At 62.7% G+C, this 18,942-nt stretch carries 17 protein-coding genes and 2 pseudogenes; 11 read left to right on the top strand and 8 right to left on the bottom strand.

Annotation, left to right across the window (positions count from 1 at the left end; genetic code table 11):
* The first annotated feature begins 38 nt into the window (after positions 1-38).
* The 3 genes from C474_RS08370 (at position 39) to C474_RS08360 (ending at position 4,156) form a co-directional block, all read left to right on the top strand.
* The gene (locus tag C474_RS08370) at positions 39-1,190 is read left to right on the top strand and encodes a glycosyltransferase family 4 protein (protein WP_083861982.1); all 1,152 of its coding nucleotides are present in this window, start codon (positions 39-41) and stop codon (positions 1,188-1,190) included.
* Positions 1,191-1,239: 49 nt separating this feature from the next.
* Positions 1,240-2,415 (top strand): glycosyltransferase family 4 protein, encoded by a 1,176-nt coding sequence (locus tag C474_RS08365; RefSeq protein WP_008385814.1) that lies wholly within the window; start codon positions 1,240-1,242, stop codon positions 2,413-2,415.
* Positions 2,416-2,620: 205 nt separating this feature from the next.
* On the top strand, positions 2,621-4,156 hold the full coding sequence (locus C474_RS08360) for a hypothetical protein (protein WP_152421626.1): 1,536 nt from the start codon (positions 2,621-2,623) through the stop codon (positions 4,154-4,156).
* Between the two features lie 44 nt (positions 4,157-4,200).
* On the opposite strand, the gene C474_RS08355 is transcribed toward C474_RS08360, so the two are convergent.
* Complete coding sequence (locus C474_RS08355; protein ID WP_152421625.1) at positions 4,201-5,478, bottom strand: right-handed parallel beta-helix repeat-containing protein; 1,278 nt, start codon at positions 5,476-5,478, stop codon at positions 4,201-4,203.
* Positions 5,479-6,059: 581 nt separating this feature from the next.
* Here C474_RS08355 and C474_RS08350 point away from each other — a divergent pair.
* Entirely contained in the window at positions 6,060-7,529 is a 1,470-nt protein-coding gene (locus C474_RS08350) for a flippase (RefSeq protein ID WP_049916847.1), read from the top strand.
* A gap of 77 nt (positions 7,530-7,606) precedes the next feature.
* Here the strand turns inward: C474_RS08350 and C474_RS22570 are convergent, their stop codons facing one another.
* The 3 genes from C474_RS22570 to C474_RS23305 all read right to left on the bottom strand — a co-directional run bounded on the left by C474_RS22570 (position 7,607) and on the right by C474_RS23305 (position 10,197).
* Positions 7,607-8,827 carry a carbohydrate-binding protein gene (locus tag C474_RS22570; RefSeq protein ID WP_008385808.1) on the bottom strand — a complete coding sequence of 407 codons (1,221 nt, stop codon included), beginning with the start codon at positions 8,825-8,827 and terminating at the stop codon, positions 7,607-7,609.
* A gap of 365 nt (positions 8,828-9,192) precedes the next feature.
* Complete coding sequence (locus C474_RS08340) at positions 9,193-9,798, bottom strand: nucleotidyltransferase family protein (protein ID WP_008385806.1); 606 nt, start codon at positions 9,796-9,798, stop codon at positions 9,193-9,195.
* 267 nt (positions 9,799-10,065) lie between these two features.
* Positions 10,066-10,197, bottom strand: coding sequence for a hypothetical protein (locus tag C474_RS23305; RefSeq protein WP_275039808.1), 132 nt, complete (start codon positions 10,195-10,197; stop codon positions 10,066-10,068).
* Positions 10,198-10,520: 323 nt separating this feature from the next.
* Between C474_RS23305 and C474_RS08335 the strand changes: the two genes are divergently transcribed.
* From C474_RS08335 to C474_RS23070, 5 genes and pseudogenes are all read left to right on the top strand, one after another.
* Positions 10,521-11,039: a DUF7342 family protein gene (locus tag C474_RS08335; protein WP_008385804.1), complete on the top strand. Its 519-nt coding sequence runs from the start codon at positions 10,521-10,523 to the stop codon at positions 11,037-11,039.
* Positions 11,036-11,476 carry a hypothetical protein gene (locus C474_RS08330; protein ID WP_008385802.1) on the top strand — a complete coding sequence of 147 codons (441 nt, stop codon included), beginning with the start codon at positions 11,036-11,038 and terminating at the stop codon, positions 11,474-11,476. Before C474_RS08335 ends, C474_RS08330 begins: the two co-directional genes overlap by 4 nt.
* A 370-nt stretch (positions 11,477-11,846) precedes the next feature.
* Positions 11,847-12,071: an NAD-dependent epimerase/dehydratase family protein gene (locus C474_RS23300; RefSeq protein WP_204366078.1), complete on the top strand. Its 225-nt coding sequence runs from the start codon at positions 11,847-11,849 to the stop codon at positions 12,069-12,071.
* Positions 11,975-12,277 (top strand): annotated as a pseudogene (locus C474_RS23520) (hypothetical protein); the annotation flags it as partial. The gene C474_RS23300 and the pseudogene C474_RS23520, both read left to right, overlap by 97 nt.
* A gap of 89 nt (positions 12,278-12,366) precedes the next feature.
* Entirely contained in the window at positions 12,367-12,804 is a 438-nt protein-coding gene (locus tag C474_RS23070) for an NAD-dependent epimerase/dehydratase family protein (protein ID WP_239640404.1), read from the top strand.
* Between the two features lie 376 nt (positions 12,805-13,180).
* On the opposite strand, the gene C474_RS08320 is transcribed toward C474_RS23070, so the two are convergent.
* The 4 genes from C474_RS08320 to C474_RS23295 form a co-directional block, all read right to left on the bottom strand.
* Positions 13,181-14,209: a 2-hydroxyacid dehydrogenase gene (locus C474_RS08320; protein ID WP_008385800.1), complete on the bottom strand. Its 1,029-nt coding sequence runs from the start codon at positions 14,207-14,209 to the stop codon at positions 13,181-13,183.
* 4 nt (positions 14,210-14,213) lie between these two features.
* Positions 14,214-15,722, bottom strand: a complete 1,509-nt coding sequence (locus C474_RS08315) for an FGGY-family carbohydrate kinase (RefSeq protein WP_008385799.1) — start codon at positions 15,720-15,722, stop codon at positions 14,214-14,216.
* Complete coding sequence (gene fba, locus C474_RS08310) at positions 15,719-16,723, bottom strand: class II fructose-bisphosphate aldolase (protein ID WP_008385798.1); 1,005 nt, start codon at positions 16,721-16,723, stop codon at positions 15,719-15,721. The genes C474_RS08315 and fba overlap by 4 nt, the downstream gene beginning before the upstream one ends.
* 112 nt (positions 16,724-16,835) lie before the next feature.
* A complete protein-coding gene (locus C474_RS23295; RefSeq protein ID WP_008385796.1) occupies positions 16,836-16,970 on the bottom strand; it encodes a hypothetical protein in 135 nt (44 codons plus the stop codon).
* 53 nt (positions 16,971-17,023) lie between these two features.
* Between C474_RS23295 and C474_RS08305 the strand changes: the two are divergent.
* Together C474_RS08305 and C474_RS08300 are read left to right on the top strand one after the other, a co-directional pair.
* Positions 17,024-18,307, top strand: a pseudogene (locus tag C474_RS08305) (RNA-guided endonuclease InsQ/TnpB family protein).
* A 171-nt stretch (positions 18,308-18,478) separates the two neighbouring features.
* The gene (locus C474_RS08300) at positions 18,479-18,940 is read left to right on the top strand and encodes a universal stress protein (RefSeq protein WP_008385795.1); all 462 of its coding nucleotides are present in this window, start codon (positions 18,479-18,481) and stop codon (positions 18,938-18,940) included.
* The last annotated feature ends 2 nt before the right edge of the window (positions 18,941-18,942 follow it).

Raw genomic sequence — 18,942 nt, 5'->3', positions numbered from 1 at the left:
AAACATCTAAGAGAGCCCAATTTAAAGTTATACGACATATGGCTCCGGACACAGCGCCTCCTCGCGTTTTGCACAGCGGGTACCATCCCGAAGTAGGAGGCGGGTACACCGACCTCCTGCTCCGGGTCGACGGACGGCGGCAGGCGATCGGCGTCGGAAACAACCCCGTAATGTTCGTCGATTCGCCCCGATGTTCAGAACGCGCTCGGATCGAACTCGATGACGCGGTATCGAACTGTCGGGTGCTCGGACCGGGCAGCGTCTCCTACACCGACCTCGCGCTGGCGCCGCTGACGGCCTCGGCCGGCATTCGGCGGATGGCTAACTTCGCGGCCGAACATCGAGTCGACGTTCTCCACGCCAACACGTTCCGCGCCGGTCTCGTCTGCGCCGTCCTCTCGCTGCTCGCCGACTACGAGTTCGTAATGCACGTCCACCATCCGGCTCTGTCGGTGCAGAATCCCAGGCTCAGGCGGTTCATATTCGGGGCGGCCGACGAGATCATCCACGTCTCCGACTACACGCGCCGACTGTTCGACGGCGACGGTAACAGCCATCGCATCATTCGGAGCCCCATCGACATCGAAAAACTGGAGAACACGCTGACGGACCCCGAACGACTGCGAACGGAGTTCGACGTCGGGGATGACCTCGTCGTCTCGCTGGTCGCGCGGATGGCACCCAACAAGGGACACCGGAACTTCCTGCGGGCCGCCGAATCGATAGCGGAGGACCACCCGGACGTCACCTTCCTGGTCGTGGGCGGCGGCGGCGACAGCTATCGGCAAGAGTTGAGAGAGGAGTTCGACGTAGAGGGTGGTAACGTCGTCTTCACCGGGTTCGTCGAGAGCATCGAATCGCTCTACGAACTCACGGATATCGTCGCCGTGCCCTCGCGCGACGACAACTTACCGAAGGTGATACAGGAAGCGCTCGTCTTCGACTGCGCCGTCGTCGCCTCCGACACCGGAGGTATTCCCGAACTCGTCGCCGACGGCGAGACGGGACTGTTAGTCCCCGAACTCGACGACGGGACCGCGCTCGCAGACGCCATCGAGAGGCTGGTGAACGACTCAGAACTACGCGAGCGACTCCGGGATGCGGGGTACGAGCGTCTCCGCGCCGAGTTCGATACGCCCGTTGTGGTGGAGGATTTCGAGGCGTTGTACGCCGAGATACTGTCGTCGTGATGTGGTCAAACCGGAACGTTCTTTTCGTTGGTCGTTCATCTTTGCTTCAATGCGCGTCTTGGTGGTCACCAGTACGAACAACGGGGGAATACTGCGCCACGCGACGCAAGTGTCCGACAAGATGGCGACCAAAACGGACAACTGCCGGATACTGCTTCCGAGCGACGGCGACTTCGAGACGGACAGTCTCCGTTCGACCGTCCGCTTCGTCCCGTCCGGTCTCCTCTCCGACACCGAGAGCGGTAGTCCACTGCTCTTGGTGTGGCAGTTCTGCGTCTACTTCGTTTACATGCTCTTTCACGTGCGGTCGTCACGTCCGGACGTGGTCTACTGCGCCGAGTGGTTCCCGTGTGCGGTGATATCCAAGGTCCTGGAACCGTTCTTCTCGCATCGCACGGCCGTCGTCGCACACGGCGCCGAAGTGGTGTTCCTCGAGGACGACAGCAAGTACAAGCGACTGATGAAGCCGGTTCAGCGACGGGTGCTCAACGCGTCGCTCGTGTTCGCGGTGAGCGAGTACACCGCAGACCAACTGCGCGACAACGGCGTTCGAGACATCACTCTCTGTTACAACGGCATCGACTTGGCCCACCGCGAGTCCGAGAACTCGGTGCAGGTAGACGACGAGAACGAGCCGGTGAGAACCGCACTCTCGGAGGCGGCCGCCCATCCGACGCTTCTGACCGTCTCTCGGCTCCAGCGGTACAAGGGACAAGACAAGGTGATCGAATGTCTCCCCCAACTCGCCGAGGAGTTTCCGGACCTGCGCTACGTCGTCGTCGGAAAGGGTGAGGACATGGAGTATATGAAGTCGGTCGCCGACGAACACGGCGTCTCAGACCGCGTCATCTTCACCGGGTTCGTCGCGGACGAACTGGTGACGCGGCTGTACGAACTGGCCGATATCTACGTGATGCCGACTCGAATACACACCAAGGGACTGGAGGGCTTCGGCATCTCTTTCCTGGAGGCGTACGCGACGAAAACGCCGGTCATCGGTCCGACCGTCGGCGGGCCGCGGTCGGCGGTCATCGACGGCGAGACGGGGCTGCTGGTGAACCCCGACAACACCGACGAAATCGAAGCTGCGATCAGAGATTTGCTGTCCGACGAAAAAAAGCGCGCTCGACTCGGCGACCGAGGGTACGAAGAGCTCCACGGACGATTCAGTTGGGACGCCGTCTCCGACCTCCTGTTAGATCGATTTACCGCCCATGCTCGATAGAAACAACGCCGACGTCGTCCTCTCCGGACTCGTCCTCTGTGTCGGCGCCGCCCTGCTTGTTTTGGGCGATGGAATCAAAATTCTCACCGTCGGAGTCAGTCTCGTTCTCATTAACGCGCTCTATATCCTAATCCGGCGCTCTGCGGCCAAAGAGCTGACTGGTACAGACAGAATCGAATATCTGAGCCTATCTGTCGACCCGCGAGTGATATATATCTGTTACGCGCTCGTGTTCTCGGCCGCGGTGCTTCGTTCTCCGCTCGTCGTCGGTACCAACTCGTATCTGTACGCGGCGCTGGTGACCGGGTTGGCGGTGCTGTTGGTGCTCTCGACGCTCTCCTCGGAGGTCCCGAGAGTGCCGCTGTTGCTTATGATAATCGCCACCGCGGTGCTGATTCGAGGGGCAATTCACTTCCAGTTCGAGACGCCGCCGGGAATCGACGCCGTCATCACGCACTATCCGGCGATTCTGATGACGTTCGAGTCACACAGCATCCAATCGCCCAGTTACTACGAGGTGTTTTTCACATCGCAACTCCGGGCGGCCCTCGGAATGTTCGTCCTCGGCGTGACGCCGAGAGACGCGGTGTATCTCACGCTGTTCTTACCGGAGGCCATCAGCGTGCTGTTCGTCTATCTCGTCGGGCGACAGTTCTCGAAACCGCTCGCGGGCGTTTCCTCGCTGTTCGTCGGCGTCGTCGCGTTCCACATCCCATACGGCGCCTACCGCATCCCGCAGTCAACGTCTATCACTCTGCTCCCTCTTCTCCTGTATCTGGTCTTCTTCTCGGAGCGGAACTGGCGGCGGTACGTCGTCCTGTTCGTGCTCTTCTTGGCGTTCTTCTTGACGCACAACGTCTCCCCGTGGATTCTGTTCGGATTCGCCGCCGTGTGGGCCGTTATCGAGTTCGTTCTGGGTCGATTCTCCTTCGACAGTCATCTCAAGAATTTCCCGATGTACCTCCTGTTCTCCTTTTCGGCGATCAAACTCTGGTACATCGTGGTCTCCGAGTACACCTACAACGTGGGACGGGTGGTCAACGTCATCTCGTTCCTCTTCGGCGCGTCCTCGTTCGGCGGTGTGCCGACCGTCTCGCGGTCGGGCGGGCCGGGCGAGTTCATCTTTCTGCTGTTCGCCTCGACGTATCTGGTCGTGGGGTGCGTCCTCGCGTTCGTGGTGTTATTCGGGGTCCACGAACTCTTGGTGGGTCGGGCCGAGAAGACTCGTTCCGCGTGGCTGTTCGCTATCGGCCTCATCTGGGGACTGTTCGGAGCCACCCTGCTGTTCGGCCCGAACGTCGGGATAGAACGGGCCTCCGGAGCGCTCGCGGTCATCATCGCACCCGTTATCGTGGTGTTCGTCAAGCACATCTACGGGAGTTCCGGGCGGTGGCGCAACGTCGCCGTCATCCTCGTGATATTCTCACTGGTGACGTTCACGAGCGTCATCCACCCGCGGGCGAACGTCGGCGACACATTCCGGACGGAGCAGGTCGCACTCACCACGGAGGAAGTCTCCGGCTTGCGGTTTTCGGAGACCTACGCGCGTGAGTACTCCACCGACGACTACACCGGAAGCTTCCGCTGGTACGTCGGCGACAACGGTCGGTTGCGAACCGAAGGCGGCGGCGAGTGGCAGTTAGACCGCATCCGGGTAGCCAATGCTACCGCGGTCCCACAGGACGTCATCTACGACTCCGCCGGGTCGAAAGTGCGGAGCAACCGCTCGTCGGTGGATTAAATATAAAAAATCAGTAGAGTTTCGATAGCGTCGATTATCGTCGATTACGACCCGTCGAGGGTCCCGAACTGCTTGTTCTGGACGTCCATGTGGATATCCACGCCGCGGTCGATGTTGGTGGAGGCGTTGTGCATTCCGAGGACGCCCGTCTGTGTGCCGCTGTCTCGGATGCGGATGTCGTCGCCCTGCGCGCCGGTCACGTAGTAGTTCTCGATTTTGAACTCGCGGTTGTTCGAGTCGAGGTAGATGCCGTGTCCCCCGGAGTTCCACGAGATGCAGTTTTGAATCAGGGCGCCGCGCGTGTTCGTCAGGTGGAAACTGTGACTCCCCTGCCCTTCGCCGCGGCAGCCGAGGAATATCGGACAGTAGCCGTTCTGGACGCGGAAGTTGACGCCGTCCACGCACGGTTCTCCCTCGACGCCGATGTAGCGTTTGTGGATGCCACCGGACATGTCGTGGATGAAATCCCCGCGAATGCGCGAGGTCATCGACTGGATGTTGAAGAACGTCCGGGAGGCGTTGCCGGCCCCCGACTCGTCCGGTGAGTAGATGGCGTGGTCGCCCGTTCCGTTGATGTAGATGGTGTGGTACATCCCGTCGTAGATATCGTTGTTGTCCGGCCCGTGGCAGATCTCGTGAATCGCGTGTCGGCCGGCGTTCTCCAGGTAGATGTTCTGGAACGCGTAGTGGCTGATCTGTTCGTTTTCGACGGTGAGTTCGATGAGATCCTGCCCGGAGCTACCGTCGCCCCGGAGCCCGAAGTTACCGTGGATGCCGCGGTCCGCGCCATCGAGTCTGAACGCGGCGTCCGACCCGGTGTATCGCGGTCGCGTCGCCCACATTCCGGAGCCCTGCAGCGAGACGTAGTCGGCTCTCAGGTGAATCGTCGTCGAGAAATCCTCGTCGGTCGGCGGCATGACGACCTTCCCGTATCCGGGGCCCGACGCGATAGCGGCGAAGGCGGCGTTGACGGTGTCGCCGAGGTCGGAGTACTCGCTCACCGGGAACGGCTCCACGTAGTTACCGCCGGACCCGTACGCGTACACGATAGAGCGGTCGGTCAGACGCTGCGATCCAGTCGTGAGCGAATCGACTCGACGGTCGACGAGCACCCACTCGCTCCCGTCACCGAGGTACACCGCACCCGAATCGGTCGCCTCGAACTTCGCTCCCGCTTTCGGTTCATACTCGCCCCTGTTCGCGTCCGCGTCTCGAACGCCGACGTCCGTGTCGAGGTTCTCGAAATTGCTGTTCAGAGGCAGGTGCCAGTCGGTCGTCCCCTTCGCCGGTTGATGGTAGCTGTGGTTGTGCGTGTTCGGCATAGTGTTCTCCGTGTTTGCGACTTCGTCCGTATCGTGACGTCGTTGCAGTCGGCTCTCCCCCTCCCCCTCACCGCGGAGTTCGAGATTCCGAACGGCGTCTCGACCAGTTCGCAGACTGTCCGGTCGCCGTCTCTGCGGCAACCGGCCAGTCACACAGTACGAAAAGAGCCTGGAGTACATTAATGTATCGATTAAAGTAATATCCAGATAAAATATTATTCCTCGAAGATCGAATGTTCTCCCGGTGGAATTAGTCGTCCGCGTCCGGCGTGACTCTACGTCTAGCCGCCGTTATCGGGAGTTGAGTGCAGAATCGAGGTTTGTTCTCTGCCGGAGCAGACTGCCGTTCAGCAGCCGTCTGCGTTGACAGTACTCGGATATCTACTGGAATCTGACATGAACGGCGGCGCTGCGAGACCGTCCGCGGTTCTCGGCTTCCCCTATTCAGCACTGATCCGACGGGGGCGTATTCGACGACCAGGACGCCGGTGTCGGTCGAAATCTCTCCGTCCGTTGTCGAAACGCTCTTGAGAACCGATGCAGATAGCCGTACGTTATCTACGGAATCTGAACTCACGCTAATGGTCCAAAAAAACAGTTTCTTGAAGTCGTCTGTCGTGATGGTCGTCGGTCGAGTGGCGATACTGGCGTTCGGACTGCTGTTCTCTCCGCTTCTCGTCCGAGTCCTGTCGAAAGAGGAGTACGGCATCTTCGCGGCGGTCATCGCCATCTTCAGCATCATGGAACTCGTCTCGAACGCCGGGCTCTTCGATTCGGTCCGCAAGCATATGGCGTCGTCGTCCGACGGACGCGACCAGACGGACATCGTCTACGCGAGCTATCTCTTGGGGTTGGTGTACGGGGTGCTCTCGTTGGTTCTCATCGTCGCCGTCGCCGTCTCGTTTCTCTCCGGGCAGCGCTCCGAACTACTCATCATCTTGGGCGTCGCGATGATCGGGAACAACATCTATCGAATCTCGCGGTCGGCGTTTCACGGGCGACAGCAGGAACAGTACGCGATATTCTTCAACGTCCTGCAGAACGCCGTGTACTTCGTCGCGGGACTGGGATTAGGCCTCTTCTTCGGCGTCTTCGGCGTCATCGTCGGAAACGTACTGTCTTTCTACGCGGCCGCCATCGTCGGGACCGTCTACGTCAATCGGCACTTCGAGAAGGTCTCACTACAGTTCGACCGGGTGAAGCACCGATTCCGGCCGCTCGCGACGTACGGCGCCACGCAGATGGTCGGGGGTGTGGCCGTCGTCATCCTCTATAAGGTCGACATCCTCCTCATCAACTACTTTCTCGGTGCGACCGAGACGGCGAGTTACCAGGCAGCCATCATCCCCGCGGAGTTCGTCTGGTTCATCCCGAGCGCGGTTCAGACCGTCGTCCTACAGAACGTGGCGACCCACTGGTCGAACGACGACGTCAAACAGATCGACCGCAATCTCACCGCGGCGGTGAAGTGGTCCGCACTCTTCTTGATCCTCGTCTGCGTCGGCCTGTTCGGTCTGGCGGAGCCGTTCATCACCCTCTATTACGGCGAGAACTACCTGGACAGCGTCGCCCCGCTCCAGATCCTACTCCTCGGCACGTTCTTCTTCGGAGTCGCGCGCATCTTCATTCCGGCGCTGCAGGCGACCGGGTGGATACGATACACCGAGTCGCTGCACGTGATCGTGTTAGTGCTGAACGTCGCGCTCAACGTAGTGATGATCCCGATGTACGGTATCACGGGCGCCGCGGTGGCCACCTCGGCGTCGTACTCGCTGGTGCTGTTCGGCGGACTCGTTATCTGGCACCGATCGGCGATGAGTTTCCGCTCGCGGAGCTTCCCGCTCCGGGCGGGTGCCACGGCCGCTCTCTTCGTAGCGGGCTACGTACCGTTGGTGTCGTGGATTCAGCTCCCCCCGCTTCCGAAACTCCTCGTCTGTCCGCCGCTCGGACTCGTGCTGTTCTTGCTGGCGGCGACTATCACCGGGGCGCTCACGAGAGAAGATTACCGGTTGGTCTGGTCGAAAGTACGCGGCGCCATCGATTCGAGGTAGCCGTCCGAACGGTCGGACGGCGGCGCTGGCTGGTTGCTCTCCAAAAATGGGCGAATCGATACGGTGGATAGACCGCGCTACGGCGTTCCGCCGAACCCCAGTTCTCCGTACGATTGGTCGCCGTACTCCGAGTCCCCCCCGGCGATGGGCGTCGTCGGTGTCGGCGTCGGCGTGGCCGTCGTCGGCGCCGGGGTCGTCGTCTCTTCGGGCGTCGGGGTCAACGTCGAGGACTCCTCCGGTTCACCCGTACCGGAGGGCTCGAAATCCGCGTCGGCCGTGACGACGAACCGGTCGAGTTTCGCTCCGTCCTCCCGCGGAGCCACCGCGAACGAGTGGGTTCCGGCGCCGAGAGACACTGTCAGCGGTTGCTCCCAGTGCCAGCCGCCGATGTCGGCGTGCCACTCCCGGGCCTCTCCGCCGTTCACGACGAGATAGAAGGAGTTGCCGTTCGACTTCGCGCCGATACGGCCCCAGACGTAGTACTCGCCGCTCTCGGGAACGGTGAACTCGTACCGTGCCCGACCTGCCTCGGGAAGTCCGCCGTAGTTGTTCCGTCCCTCGTCGGCGGTCGTGATGTACTCGCCGCCGGACGCTCCCTCGTCCGTTCGGATCTCGAAGGGAGCGAAGTTGTTCCCGTTCGCCGCGGACTCGGCTTCGATCCAGGTCTCCGAAGCCGGTTCAGGCGCTGGCGTCGGCGTCGGCGTTTCGGTTGGTGTGGGCGTTGGGGTCGGTGACGGAGTCGGCGTCGGCGTTTCGGTTGGTGTGGGCGTCGGGGTCGGTGACGGAGTCGGAGTGGGCGTTTCGGTAGGCGTCGGAGTCGGAGTGGGCGTACTGCTGGTCGTCCCGGACGCCACCGTGAACGAGTAGTCGCCGTCGCCCTCTTCGATATCGACGATCTGAGCGAAGTACGTGTCGGGTCCATCGGCCTTCGCGTACACCGACACCGGGTCGTCGCTCCCGACGTACAGTTGGTTCAGAAACATACCCTCGGAGTCTACGAGTACGACCGCGGTCACTCCCTCGGCGTTCGACCGGGTGAAGTCGACGGAGAACTCCCCCGAGTCGGTGATATCGAACGCGAACCAGTCGAGTCCGTTCGCTTCGAGCGTCGCCGAGAGAGACGTATCGACCGGAACGACCGTCGCATCGGCCCTCGTCTCGTTCGGTTCCGAGTCGACGGACGCCGCCGAGACGGCGCCTTGAACGGAGAGCAGTGCCGGACCCCCGTACCCGAAGCTCGCGACGGACGCGGATGCGCTCTGCTCACCGGAAATCGCTTGTCCGGCGCATCCGGCCATCAAGCCAGCTGCGACTCCGGAAAGCCGTAGGAACGACCGACGGCCGACCCCCGAGCCACCGAACGAATCTTCCGGTAGCTCCTCCCCCACATTACTATCCCTTTTTCCTGACATACAGGAACAAGAATACTTCTTTCGGATAAGAGATTGTCTACTATACTACTAGCATGTCAGATAGGGTGATACTATAGGGTCTGGGATCGACATCTTTTGCCTGCCGTTTTTCTAGTTAGTTTAAAATAGTGGAACCGACAAATCAAGCTCGATCGAGAGAATGCTTACAGCGCTACATTTGTAACGTGTTTATACTGGCATGCAGTCGTGGACTGAGAGAGCGTCCGGTCGGTATCCGTACTAAGAACTACTCACTCGGCGTCGTTCGCGTACGTCCGGAGGTCGGCCTCCGAGTCGATATCGCGGAGTACTCCCGGATCATCCACGTCGACGAAACGGGTTCCGTCGTGTTCCATCACGAGTTCGCGCCCTCCGCGGTCGCCGTCGACGTCCGCCAGCGCATCGAAGTGCCGACGGTCGAACAGGACGGGGTTGCCGCGCTTGCCGTCGTAGCGCGGAGCGACGATGCTTCCGTCACCGGCGCGATACGCCGCCAGCAACCGGTCCACCGTCCCCGGACGGACGAACGGCATATCGCCGAGCAGGAAGACGGCGGCCTCCCATCCGGCCTCGCGGGCGAATTCGACGCCGGTGCGGACGGACGTACTCTGTCCCTGGGAGTACGCCTCGTTGTACCTGGTGGGGAGGTCGAACGAACTCACTGCGTCGACGACGGCTTCCGATTCGTGACCCACGACCACGGCCACTTCGTCGAGCGCCGAGTCGACGGCAGTGTTCGCGGTGTGAGAGACGAGAGGGGTACCCCTCAGCGGTTCGAGAAGCTTGTTCGCCTCCCCGAAGCGCGTGCTCCGACCGGCCGCGAGGACGACGCCACCGATGGGGTCCGTGTCGCTCATGTTTCAGCGTTCGTCGCGGAGACTACTGGCTCTTTTGCCGGACGGCATCATGCATCGTCGCCCCGGTTCGGTAGATTTCGGGTGCTGAAGGGTGAACTCCGGTTGAGGCATTTCCTCCGACGAGCAGACAGCGTCGACCCCGACATATCCACTTGGCTTTAGTGACCTAAAACAAAGTAAATTAGTAGGTCCGCTCAACGTCCGTTTTCGGCAGGTACCAACCTGTTCAGGGTCGTTAGGGAGACTCATATATGAAATAGTGCTATATCAAATACTCATTGCCCAAGGCAGTGGTGCATTTCCTCTCCTCCCGGCATCGCGGTAGACCCAGAGAGCCACGTATACCAGCGTGAGCATCAACAGTACGAATCCGAAGAACGATACTGGATTGGAGACCATGGAGGGCAGCACCAATACTCACCCAAACAATATTATCTATTGCAAATTCGCAGTCAGACCGCGGTACGCACCCCAACTTATCGGATTTTTTCCTGGGGTTGACGAGTGCGGTCACCGACTCTTCGACGAGAATGTGTTTCCAGCTTCGCTATGAAACCGTATGCATTGAGAATCCCAATCTCAACTCCGGGGGCTAACCTTAGGCATCTCACCACGCACCCAACTCTCCTCAGGAATGTCGACCAGTCTACCCAGGATACACCGTATTCGATATAATTTGAACCACCTCAAATTATTTCTGTATTGAGGGTGTAGACGGAGTCATGAACGACGAACCGGCTCGAAGCTGGACCGACGACTTGTCGGCGGCCGAGCGCGTCGAAGCAGTCGCACTCACCGTCAGTGAACCTCGAACGGCCAACTGGATCGCCGCAGAGGCTGAGGTTGCTCACGAGACGGCGGCGAAGTACCTCAAACGCCTCACGGACGACGGCAAACTGAACGCGGATGCACGCGGCCAGCAGACGACATACGAGCCTGACCCGGTCGGTCAGTACCTCATTGAGGTGCGCGAGCTCTACGAAGAACACTCACCTGACGAACTCGCCGCGAGTCTCGAAGCGATGAACGAGCAGATTCGAACGTGGAAGAGAGAGTACGATGTCGAGACTCCCAACGAACTCCGTGCGAGCCTCGGGAGGATAGATGACGTCGCAGACGAGCGCGAACGTCGTCAGGCGGCCCGCGAGTGGGATCACCTTGAGACCCGCCGTCGTCTCGTCGAAGACGCGCTCCGGCTCTACGACCGCTTCCCCGGTGAGCGGCCTTCCGCTTCCGCATGAATCCAGGAGCGGAAAATCCGGCTCTCTATCGGACGCTCAAGGACGTACTCGAACGACAAGCAGAGGTCATCTCCGTCTGGTTCGAACCAGACGCAATCCAGAAACGGTATCTCGCCGCGGAGATCGACCCACAGCGAGTTGTTCCGCCGACCGGACCTGAGTCACCACAGCTCGAGGTCCATTGGAAACTGACGCCGCCCCACGACGAATTCAGAATCGACTACGCCGATCCGAATCTGGAGTTCCATTGCGGCTGGCACCAAGACGAGGATCACAACGATCTCGGCGCGGCGCACTTTCAGTACCAGACGGCTTCGATGGAGACCCCACACTACGAAGAGGCCGTGTTTGAAGCAGCGTCTCCGCCCAAACTCGTCTGGGAGTGCTGTGATGATCTCTTCAGGACCGTGATCCCCGACTATACAGCAGAGCTCTAATTCACGTCTCGGTGTAGGGAGACGTAGCTCTACTACCCCTTGGGAGGTTCATTTTGAACAGTATCAGACACGCCGTATGCATTGGGATCGCCAGTCTCAACTACTGCCCATTGAGAGGAGTTTATGTTACGGAGGGTAAAGAGCGACTGTGATTCGTGGATTCTATCGGGTTAGGTAGGAAAAAGGCGTTGCGTACGGGTCTGTTCCGAATCTTAAGTTAACAGACCAATCAATTCTGCTGGATCGCAATCGTCGGAACAGGGTCGCTGCCGCGCACGTTGACCAATTCGGTGGATGCACCGTTTATCATAACGGTCGAATCAGTCCGGTAACCGAATTCTTTTCGCGAGGACTGGCGATAACACGATCTATGCGAGTCACTGTTATCGGAGCGACCGGGCACGTCGGTACCTACCTGGTGCCGCGACTGGTGCGGGCCGGCCACGAAGTCGTCGCAGTCAGTCGGGGAGAGCGGGACCCCTATCGGGACGACGGCGCGTGGGCCGACGTCGAGTCGGTCGAACTCGACCGCGAAGCCGCCGAGGAACGCGGCGAGTTCGGCGAGGCGATCGTCNGGACGCCGTCATCGACCTGATCTGCTTCGAACCGGAGAGCGCCGAAGCGCTCGTCTCATCGCTGCGCGGGGAGGTCCAACATCTGTTGCACTGCGGGACGGTCTGGGTCCACGGACCGAGCGACGTCGTCCCCACGACCGAGGACGCCCCCCGCACGCGCCGACCGCTCGGCGAGTACGGGCGAAAGAAAGCCGAAATCGAGGCATACCTGCTCGATGAGGCGCGGCGAAACGACTTCCCGGCGACCGTCCTCCACCCCGGACACATCGTAGGTCCCNGGAGCCCCTCAATCCGGCGGGCAACTTCGACACCGAGGTGTTCTCGCGACTCGCGCGGGGTGACGAAGTCGCGCTCCCCAACTTCGGGCTCGAAACCGTCCATCACGTCCACGCCGACGACGTGGCACAGGGCTTCCAGCGTGCGCTCGAAAATTGGTCGGCGTCCGTCGGCGAGAGCTTCCACGTCGTCTCGCCGCGGGCGCTCACTCTCCGCGGCTACGCCGAGGCCGTCGCCGGGTGGTTCGGACGAGACGCCGACCTCACGTACCTACCGTTCAACGAGTGGGCCGACCGCCCCGAATACGACGACACGGACGTCGAGGCGACCGAGGAACACATCCGCTACAGCCCGAACGCGAGTATCGAGAAAGCCCGCGAGCGACTCGGATACGAACCACGGTACACCTCGCTCGAAGCGGTCCGCGAAGCGGTCGAGGCGCTGGTCGAGGCCGGCGAAATCGACTCGAACGAGTAGCGCATCCGTATCGGAGGGTTCAGACGGAGCGGTACGGCCCGACGCGAACCCACCGATAGCGGATATTCGAGTCCCGATACCGTCAGGCGCGTCAGCGACGTTCGGAGATAAAAACGTCCTCCCAATAGTATCCCGATATCGTCGATTCCAAATCCGCATTAGTGCACTGTACTCTCACACGAGCTAATCCGGAGATGAGTAATCGAAACGCGCGGTGATGCGGCGTCCTATCTGTCGTGGGTGGCGTCGAGTCGGGTGCAGGCGGTAGCGAATGGCAAGACGGAGAAAGCGGTCAACTCACCATCCGATACTCGACGGTGTAGCCGCCGAGGGCCGCCGAAGCGCAGTAGGTCGTGTGCCGCGTCACGGTCGGCCGCTACTGGACGACGTGCGCCGGCGTCTCGTCGTCGAGGTACGCTTCGAGCTGCGAGGCGATGATGCGGGGGCCGCCGAGGACCGCGTCGCGAGTCGACCCGGCGACGTGCGGAGTCAGGACGACGCCGTCGAGGTCGAACAGGGGGTGACCCTCCGGGATCGGTTCCTCCTCGAAGACGTCCAGCGCTGCGCCGGCGATACGCCCCTCGGAGACGGCGTCCACGAGCGCGTCGGTGTCGACGAGGCCGCCGCGCGCGGTGTTGACGAGGTAGCCCTCGTCGTTCATCCCCTCGAACTCCTCGCGTCCGATCATCCCCTCGGTGTCTTCCGAGAGGCGGACGTGGAGGGTGACGGCGTCGGATTCGGCGAGCAGGGTTTCGAGGTCCGTCGGTTCGGGACCGACCTCGCGAATCTCCTCGTCGTCGACGAACGGGTCGTAGACGAGGAGTTCGGGGTCGAACCCGGCGAGTCGGCGGGCCACGCCGCGGCCGATGTGGCCGAATCCGACGATACCGATAGTCGTCGTCCTGACGTCCGGCGGCAGCAGGTCCGGATCGAACACCTGGTTCCACTCGCCGCCCGAGAGTTCGGCGTGGTTGAACGGAATCTCGCGGAGTCGAGAGAGCAGCATCGAAACCGCGTAGTCCGCGACTGCGTCGCGGTTTCGCCCCGGCGCGTGGAGGACGGTCACGTCGTTGTCCGCGGCCGCCTCGAGGTCGACGTTCTCCGTGCCGCCGCGGGCCGCGGCGACGATAGAGAGGTCGGCGCTCTCGATGAGTTCGCGGGACACCGGAGCTTTGTGGACGACGAGCACGTCGGCGTTGTCGAGGTTCGCGGCGATGGCGTCCGCGTCGTAGCTCCCCGGGCCGCGCGACTCCATGTCCATCGTGACGCTGCGGAACTCGGCCGGCGACGAGTCGCCCATCCAGTCCATGCGTTCGAAGCTCACCCCGCGACTCTCCAACGTCCCGAGGGCTTCGTGCATGTACTCGCTCGGCTGCTGCGGGTCGCCGCAAAGTAACACCTTCATCGGCTCACCGTTCCTGTGCTAGCGACTTGAGCGTTTCCCACGGCGGTTCCATCGCGTCGGCTACCTGCGCGAACGCGTCGGAAACCGCCCGGTAGCGCTCCTCCGTCTCGGGGTCGGGGTCGTAGCGAACGGCGGTTCCGACGGCGCGGTCCACCGCCGCCTCGACGGTCGGGTAGACGCCGGCGGCGACGCCGCCGCAGAGCGCCGCGCCGAGCGCCCCCGTCTCGCGTTCGGTCGGCACCGTCACCGGCAGCGTCGAGACGTCGGCGAACATCTGCGCCCACGCCTCGCTCTGCGCCCCGCCGCCGGTCAGCCGAATCGCGTCCACGTCCGCCGTGATGGACCGCAGCGCGCCCGTCTGGCTGATAGCGATACCCTCGTAGACCGCACGGAGCATGTGCGCCTTGGTGTGTTCGAGACGGAGTCCGTAGAACCCGCCCGAACTGTTCGGGTGGTCGGTCGACCCCTTGAGGAACGGGTGGAACACCAGCCCGTCGGCGCCGGGGGACACACCCGACACCGCCTCCTCGTAGACGACGTACGGCGAGACGCCGCGCTCCTCGGCCTCCCGCCGCCAGTCGGCCCCGCAGTTCTCGACGAACCACTCGACGGAGGCCGCGCCGGACCGAAGACCCTCGTACCGGAGCCACCGGTTCAGGTACCGTCGCGGCAGGCCCGACTCGCCGTCTTCGGGCGCGTCGAGAACGGCGACGCTCTGCCCCCAAGTGCCGAGGATGAGCAGTCCGTCGCCGGGTTCGACGACGCCCGCGCCCAGCGTGCAGGCGGCGACGTCGTGGAGTCCCGCGGCGACCGGGGTACCCTCCGGGAGCCCGGTTCGCGCCGCGGCCGCGGCGGTCACCGTTCCGCAGGGTTCGGTGCTCGGGACGACCGGCGGAAGCGCGTCGAACGCGTCCTCGATATCGAGCATGGAGAACACCCGCTCGTCGTACTCGGGCGTCGGCCCGTAGAACACGCTCGCCTCCGAGGGGTCCGTGGAGCGCTCGCCCGTGAGTCGGTGGGTGAGCACGTCCTTGGAGAACAGCACCGTCTCCAGTCGGTCGTACGTGTCTCGGTCGTGCTCGCGGAGCCACACGAGGAGGCTCAGCGGATCGGCGCCGAACGGCTCCCACCCGAGTCGACCGGCGACCGTCTCGAGGACGTCCGAGCGAGCCGTCGCGAGCGTATCGAGCGCGCGGCTGTCGGTGGATTTGATGCCGCAGACCGGCGCTCCGTCGGCGTCCAGTCCGTAGAGTCCGTGGCCGTGGCCGGCGACGCCGACCCCGGCGACGGCGTCGGTCGGAACGGCGTCTCGCTCGGTGACCGCGGCGGTCGCTTCGCAGACGACGTCCCACAGTCGGTCGTGGTCCTGTTCGTCGCGCCCGGGCGCCGTCTCGACTGTCGGCGTCGCCCGCGACGCGCTCGCGAGTTCCCCGCCGGCGCCGTCGAACGCCGTCACCGTGACGTTCGTGAGTCCGGCGTCGACGCCGACGAGCACGTTCTCGGGCCCGTTCATTGGCCGGGGTGTATCGTCTCGCCGGCGCTCCCGGTCAGTTCGCAGAGGTCCCCCATCACCGAGGCGATGCGGTCGCGGACGGCCCCCGACACGGCGTGCGGGTGGAAGAACGTCTTGTCCGGTTCCCAGTCGCTGTCGGCGAAGAATCCGGCTCGGTCGTTCTCGACGCCGGCGGGCGGTCGAACCGCGTCGACGTGTTCGTGATAGAAGTCCGCGGTCGTGCGCGCGAACTCGTACTGGTACCGGGTGTTCTTGTTGAACTTGCAGACCCCGGCGTCGAGCAGTTCCGCGATTCGCTCGTCCGGGAGCCCCGAGGCGCCGTGGACGACCAGCGGCGTCTCGTGACCGGCGTCGCGGAGGGCGCCGTCGATGTCGGCGGCGAGGTCGGGTCGGACGTCCAGGTCGCGGCCGGAAGCGACGCCGTGTTGCGTGCCGATGGACACGGCGAGCAGGTCGCAGCCGGTCCGGTCGACGAACTCGACGGCGTCCGCCGGGTCAGTGTAGAACGCCTCGTCGCCGGGGGTCTCGGTGGTCCCCTCGACGCCCGCGATGCGCCCGAGTTCGGCCTCGACGAGGACGTCGTCGCCGACTCGGTCGACGGCCTCGGCCGTCAGTTCGACGTTCCGCTCGAACGGCTCCGCCGACGCGTCGACCATCACCGAGTCGGGGACGCCGGAGTCGACCGCGGCCTCCAGGAAGCCGAAGCTATCGGGGAGGTGGACGTGGTCGACGTTGCAGAACGCTTCGACGCCGTGACGCTCGGCGAGCGTACCGAGACAAGCGCCGAAGACGTCGAGACCGACCGCGGGGTCGCCGTCGCCGAAGAAGGCCGCCTCCTCTCTGCCGAGTTGCACGACCAGATCCGAGTCGACGCTCGCGCTCCCCCGCAGGAGTCCGACGAGGACGTCGAAGTGAGTCACGTTGCTCGCGAAGAAGCCGTAGCTCCCCGCCCTGGCGCGCTCGTAGCACTCAGCCAGCGTGGCAGTTGTGTTGTGCGGCATACCGGCCGTACGACGCCGGCCGGGATTATAGTTACTACCTGAATCAAGGAGAGAGTCCCGCCGTTCACGGCGGGCGTGAATCCGACAACTGCGGAACAACCGCCGACGACACTCAGTCCGGGGTATCCAAGTCGTCGGCCGCGTGGATTAACATCCCGCGCCACGTCAGGCCGTGTTCGTTTTTCACGCGCTTGATGCGCTCGTACTGTTCGTCGTCAGGGACTTCGATGTTCACGTGGTTCGACACACAGTCTACGATAATCCGTAGGATTATGTTAGTTCCGCTCGAATCAGTAGTTGATGAAGCGGACCAACTCGTTCGACGTGGTTCCTCAGTCCGAGGAGGACGAGGAGTTGCTTCGACGCCTGTTGGACGCTTCTGCCGCACTCTGGAACGAAATCAACTACGAGCGCCGCGAGAACTTCGCCGACCCAGACGGAGACGTGTGGGACATCAGCGAGTATCGCGGACGCTACGGCGGCACGCTCGGGGCGTCAACCGTTCAGCAAATCGAACGGAAGAACCGCGAAGCGTGGCGGTCGTTCTTCGCACTCCAACAGAAGGGCGAAGCCAACGGCAAGCCCGGATACTGGGGCAACGAGCAGAAGGGCCGCGAACTTCGGACGTAGATTCGGAACACGTCGTACACTGTCGAGTGGGGCGAATACTCCCGGCTCGAAATCCTCGTCGGCCAAGACCTGAAAGACGAGTACGGGCTTGGATACCAAGAGCGCCTCCGACTCGAAGTCCGGGGCGACCCCAACTGGAAAGAGTACGACAAGCAGGCCCGGTTAGAGTTGTTCTGGGACGAGAATGCACAGACATTCAGGGCCTTTCAGCCAGTCACAATCGACAATTCTCGACTGGCACACCCACTGGCGGACGAAACCGCCGCGCTGGATATCGGTGCGAACAATCTCGTCGCCTGCACGACCACGACCGGCACGCAACTGCTGTACGAGGGGCGCGACCTGTTCGAGCGGTTCCGCGAGACCACTCACGAGATAGCGCGCCTCCAGTCGAAACTCCGCGAGGGTCGGTACTCCTCGAATCGGATTCGGCACCTGTACCGGCAACGGACGAAACGCCGCGACCACGCCCAAGACGCACTCGCCCGCGACCTCATCGAACGGTTGCACAGCGAGGGCGTTTCGACGGTGTACGTCGGGGCGCTCGGCGACGTGCTGGAAACGTCGTGGTCGGTCGAAGCGAACGCCAAGACACACAACTTCTGGGCGTTCGGACGGTTCGTGAAACGTCTCGCGTGTACGGCCGAAGAGTACGGCATGGCCGTAGAGGCGCGCACCGAGGCGTGGACCTCTCAAGAGTGCCCCCGATGCGGTTCAACGACGGATACAGTCCGGCATCAGGACACGCTGACGTGTTCGTGCGGGTTCGAGGGACACGCGGACCTCACGGCTTCGCGGACGTTCCTGTTGCGGCAACTCGACGACACACAACTCAGGCTGATGGCACAGCCCGTGCGATTCGAGTGGGACGACCACGATTGGTCGGAGACATCACACTCTCACCGTCCCAAAGAAGTGCGCACAAACCCGCAAGTTGCCTCCGTGGGTCGGTAGACGATACCCCCAGCGCGAGGAAACCCCGGCGTTCACGCCGGGGAGGATGTCATTCACACCCCCGTCACCGGGTCGCGCGGTGGCCGTATCGGAGCGCAGTCTCAGGGAATCGGTCGAACGAAGGTCGAAACGTACCAAGTCTTTATGCTCCGTACGGTGCCTAGAGGAGGTATGTACGAGACAATACTCGTTCCGGTGGACGAAAGCGAACTGTCGAAGCGGGTCGTCGAACAGGCGCTCACGATCGCCGAGCGGTTCGATAGCACGGTGCACGCGATGCACGTCGTCGACGACCGAGGGGCGAGTCACCTCTCGAAGTCGGTGAACGAACTCGCTCAGGACGCGGACGAACGGCGGGAGATAGACGAACGGAGAGAAGAGGCGGGCAACGAACTCACCGAACGCGTCGCAGCGCAGGCCGACGAACGCGGGATACCGGTCGAACAGGTCGTTCTCGTCGGCGACCCGGCGGAGGCGATCACCGACTACGCGGCCGAGGAGGACGTCGACCTCATCGTCCTCGGCGCGAAGGGACGGAGCGCGGTCGGGAAATTCCTGCTCGGCGACGTCGCCGGGAAAGTCGCGCGGCACGCACGCACGCAGGTGCTGTTGGTGCGGTCCGACGAAGCCTGAGA

It is taken from the genome of Halogeometricum pallidum JCM 14848 (assembly GCF_000337095.1).
In the GTDB taxonomy this organism is placed as follows: domain Archaea; phylum Halobacteriota; class Halobacteria; order Halobacteriales; family Haloferacaceae; genus Halogeometricum; species Halogeometricum pallidum.
This window is presented reverse-complemented; position numbering and strand designations above follow the sequence as displayed.